Consider the following 17,245-nt stretch of genomic DNA (forward strand, 5'->3'; position numbering starts at 1 on the left):
CTGCAGACGAAGGGGGCCCGGAAGTGGCCCGGGGTTTTCCACACCTTCCGCACTGCCCAACAACCACAACAATTGGCATCAGGAGCTGAACACCATGACCTCATCAAACGCCGGGCAAAGTGCCGGCCAACTGGAAACCCGCGGCATAGAACCGGTCCCGGAAGCCGAGTGCAACGGCCATCCGCTGCAACTGTTCTGGGTCTGGTTCGCGGCCAATATCAGCATTCTCGGCCTGCCGCTGGGGGCGACCCTGGTGGCCTTTCGCGGGCTGGCGATCTGGCAGGCGATCATCGTCGCCATTCTCGGCGCGGCGGGTTCCTTTGCCGTGGTGGGGATCATCTCCATCGCCGGGCGTCGCGGACACGCCCCCAGCCTGACCTTGTCGCGGGCGATCTTCGGCGTGCGCGGCAACATCGGTCCGACCATCGTTTCGCTGATGTCGCGCCTGGGTTGGGAAACGGTCAACACCACCACGGCGGCGTTCGTGCTGCTGTCCCTGTGTTCGATCCTGTTTCACTCGCCGGTCGAGGCCAAGAGTGCCCCGGTGCTGACGCTGCTGTTCATTGCCATCTTCGTGCTGCTGACCCTGTCGGTCTCGGGCCTGGGCCATGCCACCTTGCTGGTGATCCAGAAGTGGGCGACCTATGTCTTCGGTGGCCTGAACCTCCTGGTGGGCGGTTTCCTCTGTGCCACCATCGACTGGAGCGCGGTGTTCAACGCCACCCCGGCACCGATGAGCGCGATGCTCATCGGCATCGGCACCATGGCGGCGGGCACCGGGATCGGCTGGGCCAACGCCGGCGCCGACATGTCGCGCTACCAGCACAAGAGCGTCAAGGCCGTCCGCCTGGTGGCCTCGGCGGCTTTCGGCGCGGGTATCCCGCTGGTGCTGCTGATCACCCTCGGTGGCCTGCTGTCGGTGGGCAACCATGATCTGGCCCAGGCGACCGACCCGATCATCGCGATCCGCGACATGCTGCCGACCTGGATGGCCGTGCCTTACCTGATCACCGCATTCGGCGGGCTGCTGCTGTCGAACAACCTGTCGGTGTACTCGGCGGGCCTGACCACCTTGACCCTGGGCCTGAAGGTCAAGCGCGTGTACGCGGTGGTGGTCGATATCGTGGCGATCTTCTGCGGCTCCATCTATTTCATGCTGATCGCCGACAGCTTCTACGGTCCGTTCATCACCTTCATCTCGCTGCTGGCCGTGCCGATCACCGCCTGGGTCGGGATCTTCGTGGTCGACCTGGTGCATCGCCAGTACTACAGCGCCAAGGACCTGCTGGACGTCAGCCCGACCAGTGCCTACTGGTATCGCGGCGGCATCGAATGGCGCGCCTTCGGTGCCTGGGCCGTGGCCATCGTCCTGGGCTTCAGCTTCACCACCATCGGCACCACCGCCGAGAACATCTGGTTCCGCGGTTTCCTGTCCGACTCCTGGCTGGGTCACAACGGCCTGGGCTGGATCGTGACCTTCCTGGTTGCGGGCGGTATTTACGCCTTGCTCGGTGGTGCGGCGGATCGTCGTGCGGCCTTTGTGGATGTAGAAAATGCCTAGATTGCTGCATACCGGCCAGGTCATGGTTGACCTGGTCATGTCCCTCGACCAACTGCCGGCGACCGGTGGCGACGTGCTGGCGAACGCCGCCAGCTTTGAGGTCGGCGCGGGCTTCAATGTCATGGCCGCGGCCCGGCGCAACGGTTTGCCGGTGGTCTACCTGGGGCGCCACGGTAACGGGCGCTTCGGCGACCTGGCCCGCCAGACGATGGCCGCGGAGGGGGTCGAGATCGCCCTCGACCGCGATGGCGAGAAGGACACCGGGCTCTGCGTGTCCCTGACCGAAGCCAGCGCCGAGCGCACCTTCATTTCCTATATCGGCGCGGAAGGCGGCGTCTCGGCGCAGGAACTGGCGCGGGTGGCGGTGCGGCTCGACGACTACGTCTATGTCAGCGGCTACAGCTTGCAATACCCGGACAAGGCGCCGGCGCTGCTGGAGTGGCTGCTGGCCTTGCCGAAGGCGGTGACCGTGGTGTTCGATCCGGGGCCGCTGGTGAACTCGCCGGACGCCGCGCCCATGGCGGCCTTGCTGCCGCGCATCGATATCTGGACCAGCAACAGTGTCGAGTCCCTGCGCTTTACCGGGGCGATGGATATTGCCGGCTCCCTCGAGCGTCTGGCCGGGCAGTTGGCCGACGGCGCTCTGCTGGTGGTTCGCGACGGGCCGAACGGTTGCTGGGTCAGCCGGGGCGGGGAGCACCAGCACATCCGCGGTTTCAAGGTGCGGGCGGTGGACAGCAACGGCGCGGGCGATGCCCATTCCGGTGTGTTCCTGGCCGGGCTGGCGGCGGGGCTCGATGCCGCTCGGGCAGCCCGTCGCGCCAACGCGGCGGCGGCCCTGGCGGTCTCGCGCTGGGGGCCTGCGACCTCGCCCGGGACGCAAGAAGTGGACGCTCTGCTGGCGGGAGGTTGATGTCCGGCAGACGAAACACTGGAAACCCAGGCGCCAGCTGTTCTACCCTAGTGCGTTGGCTACCTTTGCGACGCCTGGACCCCGGCCTGTGTGCACCGGGTCACCGGGTGCAGGTAAGGGTAGCGTGTCCTTTCGACTTCTGTGACGACGCCTGTGAAACTCATCATCATTGCTGTCTACGTTTTGTCCATCGCGTACGTACACCTGCGCGGCAAGGTCCGGCACAAGCTGGGCCGGCAATTGAGCGACCACTCGACCTTCCTGGCCCCGGTCAACTGCTTCCTCTACCTGTTCTCCAAGGTGCCAAGCCGGCCTTACCTGGACCCGGCTGGTTTCCCCGAGCTCAAGCCGTTGCAGGACAACTGGGAGGAAATCCGCACCGAAGCCCTGGCCCTGTTGCACGCCGGTGAGATCAAGAAATCCGAGCAGCCCAACGACGTCGGCTTCAACTCCTTCTTCAAGACCGGCTGGAAGCGTTTCTACCTCAAGTGGTACGGCGACAACCATCCCTCCGCCATCGAGCTGTGCCCGCGCACCACGGAACTGCTCAACAGCATCGGCACCGTCAAGGCCGCCATGTTCGCCGAGCTGCCGCCGGGTTCGCGCCTGGTCCGCCATCGAGACCCCTATGCCGGCTCCTTGCGCTACCACCTGGGCCTGCAGACGCCGAACGATCCGGGCTGCTACATCAACGTCGACGGCGAGGAATACCACTGGCGCGATGGCGAGCCGGTGATGTTCGACGAAACCTTCATCCACTATGCCCAGAACAAGACCGACCAAAACCGCGTGATCCTGTTCTGCGATGTCGAGCGTCCGCTGAAGTATCGCTGGGCAACGGCGTTCAACCGCTGGTTCAGCCGCAATGTGATGTCCGCCGCCGCGTCGCCGAATGACGCGAACGACAAGACCGGTGGGATCAACAGGTTCTTCACCAAGATCTACGGCATTCGCCTGCGTGGCAAGGAATTGAAGAAGCGCAACCGTACGCGCTATTACCTGGAAAAGTGGGCGATCTTCGGTGGCTTGCTGGCGCTGTTCCTGCTGGTCTAGCGCTGTTTCGTCAATCGCTCTATTGAATCGGCCGGGCTCCTTGTGGGAGTCCGGCCGATTTGTTTCAGGGGGCGTTCAGATCGCTGTGCGGCTTAGAGGCCATCCTGCGGGTGCAGCGTGCGCTTGGCCAGGTCCTCGGCACTCTTTTGCTGCCATTCCTTCCAGTATTCCGCGCGTTTCTCTTCGACGCTGCTCTTGTTGCTCTCGAACCAGGCCAGGGAGCGGGGCGAGTTGCCGACCAGTTCGGTGTCCTTGACCCAGCTGGCGAAGTCCTTGCCGGTGCTGGTGTATTCGGCCTTGGGGTCGGTGCTGACCGGCCACAGGGAGAAACGGGCTTTCCAGACACCCATACGTGGGGTGACCAGGCTGTAGTAGGTCTTGCCCGGGCTCAGGTCGGCTTCGAGGAAGTCAGCAGCTTCCGAGACCACCATGAAGGTGTGTTTACCCGGTGTGGTCGGATAGTTGACCTTGTTGCCGTTGGCCATGATGCCGATAAATTTGGTTTGCCCACCGGTCACGTCATACAGCGAAGCGTCAATCATCTTACCGACGAACGAGGAACGCATAAAGACCACCTGGGCGCTCTCCGGCCCGGCGGCAGGGATGGTTTGCGTGGGGGATACTTGCATGGGATTGCCGGCACAACCGCCCAGCAACGCAGCCGCGGCCAATACCCACAGATACATGAAACGCATCGATCTCTCCTTGGTTTGAATTTAAGTTTCCCTACTCGGGGCACAGCGGCGAAAACCTGTCCGCCGCTGCGGACATCTTTCAGGCTCGCCTTTAAACCATGAAGGCATTTTGCTATCAAGTATTTATTCAGCCCGCCGTGATCGGCTAGCGCTCCAATACCCCGCGAAACGCCGCACTCAGCGCCCGCAACGTCTCCTGCGAACGGGCATCCGTGGGCCGGGCATGCAGGATGATTTCGGTGATCGGCAGCGCCGGCAGCCCGAGTTGTTCACCGACCTCGATCGCGCCGGCAGGCGCCACCCGCCTGGCCAGTGCCGCCACGCCGAGCCCGGCACTGACGGCCGCGCCCACGGCCATCACGCCACCGCCGATAAACACTTCGGTCCAGGGGATGCCCGCGTCGTCCAGCGCCCGCACCGCCAGATGGCGCACGCCACAGGGCGCGGCCATGGTCGCCAGGCGCAGCACGCTGCCGGGTGTGTGCTGCCAGGTGGGCGCGGCGAACCAGCCGAAGCGTTCCACCACCAGCACTTCGCCGTCGTGGCGGTCGCCTTCGCCGCGCACGATGGCGGCATCCAGTTCGCCACGATCGAAGGCCGCGGTTAGGTCCCGCGAGGAGGCGATCCGCACCTCGATGATCAGCAGGGGATCGTAGTGGGCCAGGCGGCTCAGCAGGATCGGCAGGTCCGGTCCCGCGACATGGTCGCTGATGCCGATGATCAAGCGTCGATTCGGCGTGGCGCTCATGTCGCCCAGCGCCCGTTCGTGGGCCTGGAGCAAGGCGCGAGCGGCGTGGATGAACTGCTCGCCCGGAGGCGACAGCCGCACATGACGGGGCGTGCGCTCCAGCAAGCGGTAGCCCAGGCGCTCTTCCAGGCGCTTGAGTTTCAGGCTGATGGCCGCCTGTGAGGTGTCCAGCGCCTGGGCCGCGCGGGTGAAACTGGCGAAGTCGGCGATCAGCACGAAGGCCTGGACGGTGTCGATATCGAGAGACTTGGCGGCTTCAGTCATATCTATCTCTTATCACACATATATTTATAGATATCTTGTTGTGATTATAGATCTTGCGCAAGCTGGCTCCAGGTTCTCGATAACCTTTTCCCACAGGAGTGCCGCCATGTTTGCCAAACAGTATTCACACCGTTTGCCCGCCCTCTACGACATGGGCGTGATCCGCCGCCGTGCCAGCGAACTGGGGCCGCTCTGGGACGATACCCAGGGGTTGCTGTTCAAGGCGTTTATCGCCGAGGAGCGTGGTGTCTTCGGGGCCCAGGCCAATCTGTATTCGTCGGTGTATCTCTGGTCCGATCCGGGCGCCGCCGCGGCCTTCCTGATGGACGAGCGTTTCCAGCGGGTGATCGATTCCTTCGGTCGCCCGGATATCGAGGCCTGGCTGCCGCTGGACCTGCAACGGGGTAGCGCGCTGACGGCACGGGCCTTGTACCGCGAAGCCTTGCCCGTCGAGCCGGAAGCGGATCGCGTCCGCTTGCTGGCGACGGAGGTGGAGCGTAACCGGGCCATCGCTGATCAGGACGACACCGTTGCGGTGTTCCTGGCGCTGGATACCGCGGCCTGGCGCCTGATCCGGATCACTTTGTCGTCGTCCGATCCCGACCGTCGCCGCGCCGGCAAGGCCTATGAAGTGCTGTACCTGGCACAGCCGGGCCTTGAGCAGCTGCGCCATGGGGCGTGAAGAGGGTGAATTTTCATTGAAGTGATTCAAGCCGTCGCACAATCCGCATAGCATGGCGACTTCATCGACTCTGGAAGCGCCCATGTCCCTCGAAATACGCGAAGCCCGGCCCAGCGATGCGCCACAGATCCTGGCCTTTATCACCGAGCTTGCCGAGTACGAGCGCGCCCGCCACGAGGTGATCGCCAGCGTGGTGGACATCGAACGCAGCCTGTTCGGCGAGGGGGCCACGGCCCACGGCCTGATCTGCCTGCGTGACGGGGAGCCGGTCGGTTTCGCGGTGTTTTTCTTCAGCTACTCCACCTGGCTGGGGCGTAACGGCCTGTACCTGGAAGACCTCTACGTTTCACCGCAACAACGCGGTGCCGGTGCGGGCAAGAAGCTGTTGCGACATCTGGCGCAGATCGCCTGCGCCAATGACTGCGGGCGCCTGGAGTGGAGCGTGCTGGACTGGAACGAGTCGGCGATTCGCTTCTACGAATCCATCGGCGCCCAGCCGCAAAGCGAGTGGGTGCGTTATCGGATGGATGGCGAGGTGCTGAAGAACTTTGCCTACTCGCAGGACTGACAAGGGATCTGGTCCCCCCGCGATCCCTTGTAGGAGCTAGCTTGCTGGCGATGACGTCAGCAAGATCGATGCAAGACTCACCGGCCTCATCGCCAGCAAGCTGGCTCCTACAGGTGACCGTGTCCTGACTGAACGGGTCGATTGCCCGCAGACGATGCTTCGGGCAATCACCGGCGGCGGTTTACTTGAACCACTGCCACAACAACAGCGTGCCGATCAGCCCGACCACCGAAACGATGGTCTGCAACACCGACCAGACCCAGATCGTCTGCTTGAGCTGCAGGCCGAAATATTCGCGCACCATCCAGAAGCCGGCGTCGTTGACGTGGCAGAAGAACACCGAGCCGGCACCGATGGCCAGGGCCACCAGCGAGCTCTGGGTGCTCGCCAGGCCGGCCATCATCGGCGCGAGAATCCCCGCCGTGGTGGTGGTCGCGACGGTGGCCGAACCGGTGGCCTGGCGCAGCGCCACGGCAATCAGCCAGGCCAGCAGGATGTAGGACATATTCGCGCCGGTGGCGACCTTGCTGATGGTGTCGCTGATACCGGCTTCCAGCAGGGTCTGTTTCAGCCCGCCGCCGGCGCCGATGGTCAGCAGCAGCACGGCGATCGGCCCCAGGCTCTTGCGCAGTACGCTGCCCACCTGGTCACGGGCCATGCCGATCGACCAGCCCAGGCAGATCACCGCCGCGATCACCGCGATGCCCAGGGCCACCAGCGGTTCGCCGAGGAACTTCAGGATCATGGCGAGGGTGCTTTGCGGCGCCATGGCCACCTTGGCCAAAGTACTGCCGAGCATCAGCAGCACCGGCAGCAGGATGATCAACAGCGAGATGGCGAAACTCGGTTGGCGCCGGGTCTGGACCTTGGCGGTGAACAGGGCGCCGATTTCGGCCGGCTCCTGCACATCCAGGCGCTTGGACAGCCAGATGCCGTAGAGGGGGCCGGCGAGGATCACCGCCGGCACCGCGATGCAGAAGCCCAGCAACATGGTCATGCCCAGGTCGGCGTGCAAGGCGCTGACGGCGATCAACGGGCCCGGATGGGGTGGCATCAGCGCGTGCAGCGTGGTCATGCCGGCCAGGGCCGGGATCGCCACCTTGAGCAGCGGTTGGCCGGACTGGCGGGCGATCACGAAGATCACCGGCACCATCAGCACCAGGCCGACTTCGAAGAACAGCGGCAGGCCGATGATCATCGCCACCATGGCGATGACCCAGGGCAGGGCCTTGCCCCGCGCATGGCGCAGGAGGGTCGAGGCGATGCGGTCGGCGGCCCCGGATTCGGCCATCAGCGCACCGAGCATGGCGCCCAGGGAAATGATGATCCCGGCTTCGCCGAGCAGGCTGCCGGCCCCTTTGCTGAACGCCTTGGCCACTTCTTCAGGGGGCAGCGCGGCGCCGATCCCGGCGACGAAGGTGCCGACCAGGATGGACAGGAAGGGTGGCAGTTTGATCAGGCTGATCAGCACGATGATGGTGGTGATTGCCAGCAGGCAGCAGACGATCAGGCGGGTGTCGTGGGCAAGCCACGCGGCGTGTGAAAGATCCAACGGAAACCCCTTCTTGTAATATTTTGTCACGAGCTTCGAAGGAATATACCTGATGGATTCATATAGATGACTACATGAGGCAGGTTTTTTTTACGAACGGCAGTATGAAAGTCCGGGCCGATTGATGCTGTTCGATGGCAATGCCCGGGCGGGCTCAGTTCATCAGCATCGGCGGTAACGTGCCCAGCAGCGATACCGCGAGAACCGCCCCCAGCCCGAGCAGCCATTCGACCGTCACACTGGTGCGCAAGACGCTGAAACGTCCGCGACGGCTCATCAGCAGGTTGAACAGTGCCAGTCCCAGCATCAGCGTGACCACCAGCACCTTGATCAACAGGATCAGCGCGAAGCCGCTGAACAACGGTGTCGGCCAGGGGGCGCCGGTGAGCATGCGGACATTGATCAGGCCGGTCAGGATAATGATCGCCACCAATCCATAGCCCAGGTTGCTGAAGCGCCGCAGGAGACGGTCGAGGTCATGTCCGTCTGGTTGAGCCAATACCCGCAGGAGCAGCAGCAGACCCCCGAGCCAGGCGCCGACGCCGCTCAGGTGGACGAACTGGTTGAGCATCAGCAGGCGGCCGTCGAGGCCGTCGAGCATGGCGCCGTGGCCGACCGGGGCGAGGGTCGCCAGCAGCAGGAAACCGAGCAGCAGATTGAAGGCCGGGCGGGCGTTGGCCAGCAGGCTGAGCAACAGCAGCAGACACAAACCCAGGTGCCAGCTCCAGACCTGGCCGAAAAGGGTCTTGCCCAGGACCAGTTGGAGGGTGGCGGGGTTCAGCGCGTCCGACCAGTCGCCGGTCATGGTGGCGGTGGTCAGCGACAGCCAGCCCCCGGCACTGAGCAGTGCCAGCAGCGCCAGCCAGCGCTTGAGCCGGAGCAGGCCCGGGTCCAGCGTCGCGTTGGGCGCGCTGCCGATCAGCCAGGGCCTGAACAGGCAGGCCCCGAACAATGACAACACCACGGCGAAATGCAGGAAACGGCACAGGACCATGGCGCTTTGCATAGAGTCAGTTGCCCACCTTGAAGCGGTAGTGGCCTTCGCTCTTGTGGGTATCGACCGACACGGCGTGCCACTCGACCTTGTACTCGCCGGCGGGGAGCGGCGCATTCGGGGTGACGATCAGGATTTTCTTGTCGGACGGATCGGTGGCGATGCTTTTCAGCGTGACCTTGTTCGCGGCGCTGCTGACTTCGACCTTGGTCAGCGCGGCCTCGACCCCTTCGCTGAACACCAGGCGCAATTCACCCGGGGCACTGACGGTGGAGTCCTTGGCCGGGGTTTCGCTTTTCAGGTGGGCATGGGCGAAGGCGGCGTTCGCACTTGCCAGGCCCGCCAGCAGGAGCAGGGCGCCGAGGGTTTTCTTGAACAGGGCTGCAGGCATCGATCAGTTCCTCGTGGGATGCAATGAGCTGACTATACTAGCTCGCTCTGCAGCCGAACGTCGCATGTAAGCCTTTGTTCGCTTGAGCGATACTTGCAATTCGGGCCGAGCGACTACCCGGTATGTTGAGCCACGACACGGACTGCCTTTCGGAACACACCCTTATGCCGACGCGTTTGAGTTTTGTTTGCCATGCCCGTACCGAGGCCCAGCGCCTGGGGCGTTTCCCGCTGGACGAACCGGTGGAGCCCAAGGGGTTGCTCAAGGCCGCCGAACTGGCGCTGCGCCTGAAGAAACCGGTGCGTATCCTCAGTGCCCCGGAAACCCGCGCCTGGCAGACCGCCGAGGCCCTGGGCGGCGAGATCGAGATCGTCCCTGAGCTGGGTGACCTCGATTTTGGCGAATGGCAGGGTGTTGCCCTGGCGGACTTGCAGGAAAGCGAGCCCGAACTGTTGGCGGCCTGGGTCCTGGACCCGACGCAGGCACCGCCGGCGGGCGAGTCTGTGGCGGCGTTGTGTGCCCGGGTCGGGACCTGGCTCGAGGGTTTTTACGAAGAGGGGCATTTTGTGGTGGTGACCCATCCTTTCGTGATCCGTGCGGCGATTCTCCATGCCCTGGAGGCCGGCACTGCCTCCTTCAACGCGATCGATATCGAGCCCTTGTCCGTGGTCGACCTGCGCCTTAACGGGCGCTGGCGGTTGCGCTTCTGAGGAATAATGGACAGGGGGGCATCACACGGAAGGAGAAACACCCATGCAAGCAGAAAACGCACGGCGTTCGGCCCTGTTGATCATCGATATGCAGGTCGGTCTGTTCCACGGTCCCGACCGGCCCTGGGAAGGGCAGCGGGTGCTGGAGAATATCAATCACCTGATCGGCCTGGCGCGACAGGCGGATGCGCCGATTTTCGCGGTCAGGCATACCGGGCCTGACGGCTCGCCGATTGCGGCGGGGAGCGGGCTGTGGCAACTGGTGCCGGAGTTGCAGGTGGATCCCGCGGTGGACCGTCTGGTCGACAAGACGCGCCCCAGTTGTTTCTTCAATACCGGGCTGGCCGAGCAACTGGACGATGCCGGTATCGGGCGCCTGGTGATCGTCGGGATGAAGACCCAGTATTGCGTCGATACGACCTGCCGCCTGGCCCGGGACCTGGGTTTCGAGGCGGTCCTGGTGGGCGATGCCCATACCTGCATGGAAACGCCCGGGTTGTCGGCCCGGGCGATTGTCGAGCATCACAACGCGACCCTGAACGGGGCGTTTGTACAGGTGCTGCGTGCGGCTGACGTGCGGTTCTGAAGGGCGACCGCTGCGCGGTCATCGCTGGCAAGCCAGCTCTTACAGGTTTTCCCGTCGCACGCAGGATTTCGGTACGACGCGGACATTGTGGGAGCCGGCTTGCCGGCGATGACGGTCTATCAGAAAAATGCGTTTTAAAGGCAAAACCTGTTATTTCTGACAGTATCCGCCATCTGAAATAGGGTGTTAAATCGCTGTCAGGCCATCGGTGGCCGGTGAAAACCTTCGAAGTGTCCGCGGGCTGTTGTCTCGATCCTGTTTTCTCATTTTGTTTCTGACCATGACGACATGCATGGTCGTTCAGAGAAAGTGAATAGGAGTCACAAGACATGGCTAGCTCTGTCAAAACATCTAACGCCTACAGCAGGACTTTTCCCCAGCGCCTTAATCCACGCCAGGATCTTGGCCCGACCATTCTCGATTGCCTGTCCGGGCCTGGAATTCCCACAGGGTTAATGCCCGTTGACAAACTGGACGCTCCCCTGCGAGTAGAGATACAGCTCTGGGATCAGTATGTGCCTGCGCCCATTGGCTCGGATAAAATGTCATTGATTTGGAGGCTGGTAGGTGACGAGAACTATACGGTCATCATTAATGAGGAGGAGTTTGTACACTCTCAACAGGGTGATTTTCCAATTATTCGTGAGATTCCGGTGAGATTCTTTGAAAGTTATCGTCATGGTGTGTTTGAGGTCTTTATCCGCAAAAAATCATGGAATAACGGTCAAGAAACGGATTCCGCAATGACCCAGCTTATCATCGATCGCGAGGCCCCCGAGCTTGCCGAGCCGCCGACCGATGCCATAGAAATTGCCGAACCGGTTATTACCGATGATACGCTCTCGGCGCTGCCTGAAGGCGTAGTGTGCGTTATTCCTGACTTTACCGAGCAGTATGCAAAACCCTTGGTCAAGGCGGCCATTCTCTGGACAAACGAGATCCCCGAGGATAACGGCGTTCCTTTTGATCGAGTGATGATTGTCGATCCCTTGCCGCCTGATCGGACTGTCGTGGTCCCCCGCACCACTGTTGAACCCTTGGGCTCCGGTGAGCATTACGTCGTCTATTTTCTTTGCGACATAGCCGGTACCTGGTCACGTATGTCCTGGTCGACAAAAAGGCCTGTTGCACTTGGCAGGCTGCCGAATAATCTCCCGGCACCCACGGTGGATCAACAAGAGTTGAGGGGGGTTGTCGATATGCAAGGTGTCAATGATAAGGTGCACGTGATAATCAGCAGTGCCCCTGACGGCGAAGACCTTGATCATATCCGCGTCACCTGGGGAACCCGTGTGGTGTCACTGCAGCCACAAATTGGCACGTTGAAACCCTTCCCTTTGAAGTTTCCCATGCCTTGGGCGGATATGAGGGATGCATACGACTTTGCCTTGGGCGGTGATCAACCCACTCTCGTCAGTTACGAGGTGCTGCGTGGGATTTATCCAAGACCCAGCCAGGGTACTTATAGAGTCAAGGTCAACTTCGACTATGCCGGTCCACCCATTCCTGATCCGGATCCAACCCCTGTTAACCCTGATTTGCACCAAGTTGAGGTGTGGGGTGAAACGGCAACCACTGTACCGAATAAATTGGTTCTGGCGGATGCAACCTATCCGGCAACGGCCAAAGTGAGGCTCTATGGCACGGCTGCCGAGCCACCAGAGGTGGGCACTATCATCACCTGCTATTGGGCGGGTGCACAGGTTGATAGGGCGTATAGAGTGGATGGAAACGAAGACCTTAGCGTGCCCATCGAGTTCACCATTCCCTGGACGGCTATCGAAGAGGTGGCGAATGATCCCGCCGTGCCGGCCTATTATACGGTCACCCATCCAGATCATCATAACCCGAAACAGCCCATCGATACGTTGGTCGATGTCGAGGTACTGGTCGAGATGCTGCCGGATCCGACATTTCCGGATAACTTCAATGGCTTGTTGAGTTGTGTGTCCCTGCGTCAGGACAGCAATAATGAATGGGGCATATGGGTTAAATTTCCAGCGTCAAAATATATCAAGGAGGGTGATACGGTAGAGGCCACATGGCAAAGCTATGACGGTAGTACAGATTCGGAACTTCCGGGTACCGATCTGGCGGAAACCTGGACAGTCACCGATATTCAAGAGGCAGAGGGCATTGATTGGTTTATACCGTACTATAAGTGTCTGGAACCCACTTATGTGGATAATGACAATCAGTATGGCTACGCCAGTGTTCTGTATAGTCGGGGTAGCGTAAATAGTGAACCGTCCTTCACCGTGTACGTTGCAATGGGGGCGAGTGGAGAGGAGGTATCCTGCATAATTCCTCCTCCGTAACCGATAAAGAACAGGGGGCGTTATTTTTAAAGAGGTTCTTAAAGGAAAGGCTTTGTGCTGAAACGCTCTGGGAATTTTCTTTGTTTTGATAGGGATTTTCCTACATATGAAGGCGGATTTCGTCTGTACCTTTCGTCGTTTCTGGAGGGCCGGTCCTGCTCACCTTACACCGGGACCGGCTTCTTCCTTCTTTAAACGAAGAGTCAAGAGTGTTCGAGATGAACGTAACCGCTTCTTTTGCAATCAAGCCACTGTCATATACCGTGAAGATGTTGCTGGTCATGCCGCTGCTGATTGCGAGCGAGCAGGCGATGGCTGTTGTGGAAATAATCAATAATGGTGGTAACCGGACAATTCAAGGCGCCCACCTCGATACAAGCTATCGGGTGACCAATCAGTCCAGTCTGACCGCGAACAGCGCTCAAACTCAGGAAGTCCGGGTAGATAATCAATCGGCCCTGGCACTCAACGGATCGACGGTAACTGCGTCAGGTACGGCCACTGGTGTCACCCTGGTCGATTCGACGGCGCAGATCGAGGGGAGCACGATCACCAGCCAGACGACAGGACTGTCCGCTTCCTACAACACATCAATCGCCGAGGGATCGAACGCGACGGTGATTGGCAGCGTGATCAGCGGCGGGCAGGTAGGTGCCCAGGTCGGCGGTCCGAGCACCTTGACTCTGGAGCGAACGTTACTCAGCGGCACCAATGCCAATGGTGTGGGCTTGCAAGTGGGCAATGGAACGGTCGTGGCGAACAGCAGTGTGATTCGGGGAGGACTCAATGGCGTGCTGATGTTGCCGGGTTCCAGCGCTTTCGGGGGGGCTAGCCTGACGTTCGATGGCACTCAGGTCGTAGGGGAAACGGGGTCGGCCATCGAGGTCAATGCTTTTGGCTTGCCCATGGATGCTGTCACGATCGACGTGCGCAATGGCTCGACTTTAGTGGGGGGCAATGGCGTGATTCTGGATGTCAAGGGAGGGGGAGCTGCCAATCTTCTGGCCGATAACAGCCATCTGGTCGGAGATGTGGTCGCCGAGGCCGGCAGTACCGCCAATGTCACCCTCGAGAACTCCGCCACCCTGACCGGGCGCCTGGAGAACGTCGATACCCTGACGCTCAACGGCCAGGGCAAGTGGACCATGGTCGAGAACGGCCAGGTGACGAACCTGGCCATGGGCGGTGGTTCGGTGCAGTTTGGCCAGCCCGGGAGTTTCTACACCTTGTCGGTGGGAAACCTCAGCGGCAATGGCAACTTCATCATGCATACCGACTTTTCCACCGGCCAGACCGATTTTATCAACGTGACCGGCACCGCCACCGGCAGCCATACCCTGGATATTGCCAGCAGCGGCGCGGACCCGTTGTCCAACAAGCAGATCCATGTGGTGCACACAGCCAGCGGCGATGCGGCGTTCTCGCTGCTCAACGGTCGGGTGGACCTGGGTACCTATTCCTATGACCTGCTTCAGGTCGGGTCCAATGACTGGTACCTCGATGCCGCGAGCAAGGTGATCAGCCCGGGGACGGATTCGGTCCTGGCGTTGTTCGATGCTGCGCGCTCCGTCTGGTACGGCGAGTTGAGCACCCTGCGCAGCCGCATGGGCGAAGTGCGGATGAACAGTGGCCAGACCGGCGGCTGGATGCGCGCCTACGGCAACCGTTATGACGTGTCCGCCAACTCGGGCATGGCCTACAAGCAAAACCAGCAGGGCCTGTCCTTTGGTGTGGATACGCCGTTGCCGTCGGTCGGGGACGGGCAGTGGGTGTTCGGCCTGTTGGGCGGTTACAGCCACTCAAACCTGGACATGAAATACGGCACCACGGGTGAGGTCGACAGCTTCTATGTCGGCTCCTACGCCACCTGGCTCGACGCCGACAGCGGTTACTACTTCGATGGTGTGGTCAAGTTGAACCGCTTCCAGAATGAGTCCGATGTCAGCCTCAGTGACGGCAACAAGGCCAAGGGCAGCTACAACACCAACGGCCTGGGCACGACCCTGGAATTCGGTCGGCATATCAAGCTGGATGACGGCTACTTCGTCGAACCCTATGTTCAGGCCGCGGCGTTGACGGTGCAGGGCAAGTCCTATTCCCTGGACAACGGCATGACCGCCGATGGCGACCGGAGCCGTTCCCTGCTGGGCACGGTCGGTTCGACCGTGGGGCGTGATATCGACCTGGGCGGCGGTCAGATCCTCCAGCCGTACCTGAAAGCGGCACTGGTGCATGAGTTCGCCAAGGGCAATGACGTGCGGGTCAACGACACCACCTTCAACAACGACCTGTCCGGTTCCCGTCTGGCTTTGGGTGGCGGTGCTTCCATGAAGGTAACCGACAAGGTGCAGATGCATGCCGATCTCGATTACAGCCATAGCAGCAAGATCAAGCAGCCATGGGGTGTGAACGTCGGGGTTGAATACAAGTGGTAATAGCGTACTGATGACAGGGTTGTCATTCGCTCATTGTCTTATGGAAGGGCCGCAACGGCCCTTCTTTTATTTTAATGAATGGCCGTACAAGCCTGAATCAAGTGTCTTGTCAACTTAGCAGTTCTGTCAGTACCCAAATGGCTTCGCTCGGCGTTAAATGATTGAAATCGTGTCAGTCAAAAAAACAGGCGTCCATTTCAGGTTTACCACTCAGTTGACTGAGGAGGGAACAGAATATGTCAAAGTCCAAACGGAACTCCCGCCAGGATGAGCCTCAAGAGCTGCCAATACCTAAACCTCTTGGCGTACTTCCACCCATTGACGGCGGTGAAGAGAATCTCGTGCACACCCGGGATTTGACGAGCCCGTTAAAAGTTCAGATTGATCAATGGCCTAACTATGCCCCGGACGAAAACTATTATAACGAGATCACGCTCTTCTGGGACGGTGCTCCATTGGGCGCTCCGACGCGTCTGCAGGGCCCCGGGCCTTTTACCGATTTGCAGCGCCAACTTGAAGTGCCGGCAGACAAGCTTGTCGAGGGTATTTATGAGGTGTACTACACCTTAAAACCCTGGAATGGGCCCACTCCCGTGGACAGCTTCCCGGTCAATGTGACGATCGACACCACCAAACCTCGGCTGAACCAGACCGACGATAGACTGATTTTCCCCGACGAGATCATGCGCAATGGTGTGACCGCCGCTTACCTGGATCGTCCGGAAAACAACAATCAGGTCAGGGCGACCATCCCTCGTTACGATGAAAGCAGCACCGGGCCCAAGCCGGGTGACATCATCACCTGGTACCTGAATGAAAGACCCGGGGGGGGCGACCCGGATCAACTGAGGGTCGACTCGCTGATCGTGCCTTACCCGGTACCCGCGTTACTGGAAGCGGTGTATCCCGGCAAGGCGTTTGTCGACTTCGGTGATCGCGAGGGTTATGCGCGTTATCGGATCGAAGATCGTGCGGGCAATATCAGCGAGTTGTCGGCGCGGGTGGATCTGGATGTGAGGGCGACGCCGACACCGCGCAACCTGCCCTGGCCCGATATCGAAAAAGCCCCGGGAAGCGGCGAGCTGGTCACGCTCGACCCGTTGCGGACCACCAATGGAACCGTGGTCACGTTGCCGGCGGCGGCGGATATCTACCCCGGCGAAGAGGTGCTGGTGCAGTGGGCCGACCCGGATCAGTTCGGCCATTGGGAAACCCCGCCCGGTGCGGCCACGGATGAGTTTCACATTCCCCAGAGCTGCATCGCGCCACAGATCGGCAAGACGATCAATGTACGCTACCAGGTGCTTCCGGGGACGGGGATGGACCCGATCTCATCTTCCGTACGCCGCCTGAGCACCAGCGTTCCGCCCGCCAACGGCTTTGCCGGGTTGGAGTGTGAAGGGGGGCCGAACCTGAGTTTTGCCGCGATCGGCACCAATGGCGTCAAGCTGACCCTGCGCAGTTGGCGATTTATCGCAGCCGGCCAGCGCATCACCCTGGAGGTCAGCGGGGCGGCGATGCAAGGCAGCGAAACCCTGGTGTTCAAGGCGCTCGACAAGTTCCTGGTGCGCCAGGAGCACGTCGGGATTGGCCTGGGAGTGCTGGAAGATATCCGGGTTACCAAGGGCTTCCTCGGACAGCTCAAGCGCAATGTTTCCAATGGCATCAGCCTGAAGGTCTTCTTGAGTTTCGATGGCGGCGAGACCTGGCCACCGGTGCCCAATTTTACGACCACCTACCTGACCTTGGGCGATTGATCCCCAAGACCAGGCCAC

The 17,245-nt window shown here is 61.1% G+C and carries 15 protein-coding genes; 10 read left to right on the plus strand and 5 right to left on the minus strand.

Annotated features, from left to right (window positions below; all coding sequences use genetic code 11):
* Window positions 1–94: 94 nt before the first annotated feature.
* The 3 genes from NUH87_RS25585 (at window position 95) to lpxO (ending at window position 3,527) form a co-directional block, all read left to right on the plus strand.
* Complete coding sequence (locus tag NUH87_RS25585) at window positions 95–1,561, plus strand: purine-cytosine permease family protein (RefSeq protein ID WP_040065366.1); 1,467 nt, start codon at window positions 95–97, stop codon at window positions 1,559–1,561.
* A complete protein-coding gene (locus tag NUH87_RS25590) occupies window positions 1,554–2,474 on the plus strand; it encodes a PfkB family carbohydrate kinase (RefSeq protein ID WP_338523162.1) in 921 nt (306 codons plus the stop codon). The genes NUH87_RS25585 and NUH87_RS25590 overlap by 8 nt, the downstream gene beginning before the upstream one ends.
* A 153-nt stretch (window positions 2,475–2,627) precedes the next feature.
* A complete protein-coding gene (gene lpxO / locus NUH87_RS25595; protein ID WP_338523163.1) occupies window positions 2,628–3,527 on the plus strand; it encodes a lipid A hydroxylase LpxO in 900 nt (299 codons plus the stop codon).
* Window positions 3,528–3,619: 92 nt separating this feature from the next.
* On the opposite strand, the gene NUH87_RS25600 is transcribed toward lpxO, so the two are convergent.
* Both NUH87_RS25600 and NUH87_RS25605 read right to left on the minus strand, forming a co-directional pair.
* Window positions 3,620–4,222 carry a hypothetical protein gene (locus NUH87_RS25600; RefSeq protein ID WP_040065359.1) on the minus strand — a complete coding sequence of 201 codons (603 nt, stop codon included), beginning with the start codon at window positions 4,220–4,222 and terminating at the stop codon, window positions 3,620–3,622.
* 145 nt (window positions 4,223–4,367) lie between these two features.
* Window positions 4,368–5,234, minus strand: coding sequence for a LysR family transcriptional regulator (locus NUH87_RS25605; protein ID WP_338523164.1), 867 nt, complete (start codon window positions 5,232–5,234; stop codon window positions 4,368–4,370).
* Window positions 5,235–5,340: 106 nt separating this feature from the next.
* Between NUH87_RS25605 and NUH87_RS25610 the strand changes: the two genes are divergently transcribed.
* Both NUH87_RS25610 and NUH87_RS25615 read left to right on the plus strand, forming a co-directional pair.
* Window positions 5,341–5,916, plus strand: coding sequence for a DUF4865 family protein (locus NUH87_RS25610; RefSeq protein ID WP_338523165.1), 576 nt, complete (start codon window positions 5,341–5,343; stop codon window positions 5,914–5,916).
* Window positions 5,917–5,998: 82 nt separating this feature from the next.
* Window positions 5,999–6,484, plus strand: coding sequence for a GNAT family N-acetyltransferase (locus tag NUH87_RS25615; RefSeq protein ID WP_152737112.1), 486 nt, complete (start codon window positions 5,999–6,001; stop codon window positions 6,482–6,484).
* A 181-nt stretch (window positions 6,485–6,665) separates the two neighbouring features.
* On the opposite strand, the gene NUH87_RS25620 is transcribed toward NUH87_RS25615, so the two are convergent.
* The 3 genes from NUH87_RS25620 to copC form a co-directional block, all read right to left on the minus strand.
* The gene (locus tag NUH87_RS25620; RefSeq protein ID WP_040065355.1) at window positions 6,666–8,036 is read right to left on the minus strand and encodes a gluconate:H+ symporter; all 1,371 of its coding nucleotides are present in this window, start codon (window positions 8,034–8,036) and stop codon (window positions 6,666–6,668) included.
* 154 nt (window positions 8,037–8,190) lie between these two features.
* A complete protein-coding gene (copD, locus tag NUH87_RS25625; RefSeq protein ID WP_338523166.1) occupies window positions 8,191–9,042 on the minus strand; it encodes a copper homeostasis membrane protein CopD in 852 nt (283 codons plus the stop codon).
* Between the two features lie 4 nt (window positions 9,043–9,046).
* Window positions 9,047–9,421, minus strand: coding sequence for a copper homeostasis periplasmic binding protein CopC (gene copC / locus NUH87_RS25630; RefSeq protein WP_338523167.1), 375 nt, complete (start codon window positions 9,419–9,421; stop codon window positions 9,047–9,049).
* A gap of 164 nt (window positions 9,422–9,585) precedes the next feature.
* Between copC and NUH87_RS25635 the strand changes: the two genes are divergently transcribed.
* The 5 genes from NUH87_RS25635 to NUH87_RS25655 all read left to right on the plus strand — a co-directional run bounded on the left by NUH87_RS25635 (window position 9,586) and on the right by NUH87_RS25655 (window position 17,227).
* Window positions 9,586–10,131, plus strand: a complete 546-nt coding sequence (locus NUH87_RS25635; protein WP_338523168.1) for a histidine phosphatase family protein — start codon at window positions 9,586–9,588, stop codon at window positions 10,129–10,131.
* 43 nt (window positions 10,132–10,174) lie between these two features.
* A complete protein-coding gene (locus tag NUH87_RS25640) occupies window positions 10,175–10,717 on the plus strand; it encodes a cysteine hydrolase family protein (RefSeq protein ID WP_338523169.1) in 543 nt (180 codons plus the stop codon).
* Window positions 10,718–11,046: 329 nt separating this feature from the next.
* Entirely contained in the window at window positions 11,047–13,035 is a 1,989-nt protein-coding gene (locus NUH87_RS25645; RefSeq protein WP_338523170.1) for a hypothetical protein, read from the plus strand.
* Window positions 13,036–13,253: 218 nt separating this feature from the next.
* Window positions 13,254–15,470 carry an autotransporter outer membrane beta-barrel domain-containing protein gene (locus tag NUH87_RS25650; RefSeq protein WP_338523171.1) on the plus strand — a complete coding sequence of 739 codons (2,217 nt, stop codon included), beginning with the start codon at window positions 13,254–13,256 and terminating at the stop codon, window positions 15,468–15,470.
* Window positions 15,471–16,063: 593 nt separating this feature from the next.
* Entirely contained in the window at window positions 16,064–17,227 is a 1,164-nt protein-coding gene (locus NUH87_RS25655) for a hypothetical protein (protein WP_338523172.1), read from the plus strand.
* Window positions 17,228–17,245 lie beyond the last annotated feature (18 nt).

This window comes from Pseudomonas batumici, assembly GCF_036585405.1.
Classification (GTDB): domain Bacteria; phylum Pseudomonadota; class Gammaproteobacteria; order Pseudomonadales; family Pseudomonadaceae; genus Aquipseudomonas; species Aquipseudomonas batumici.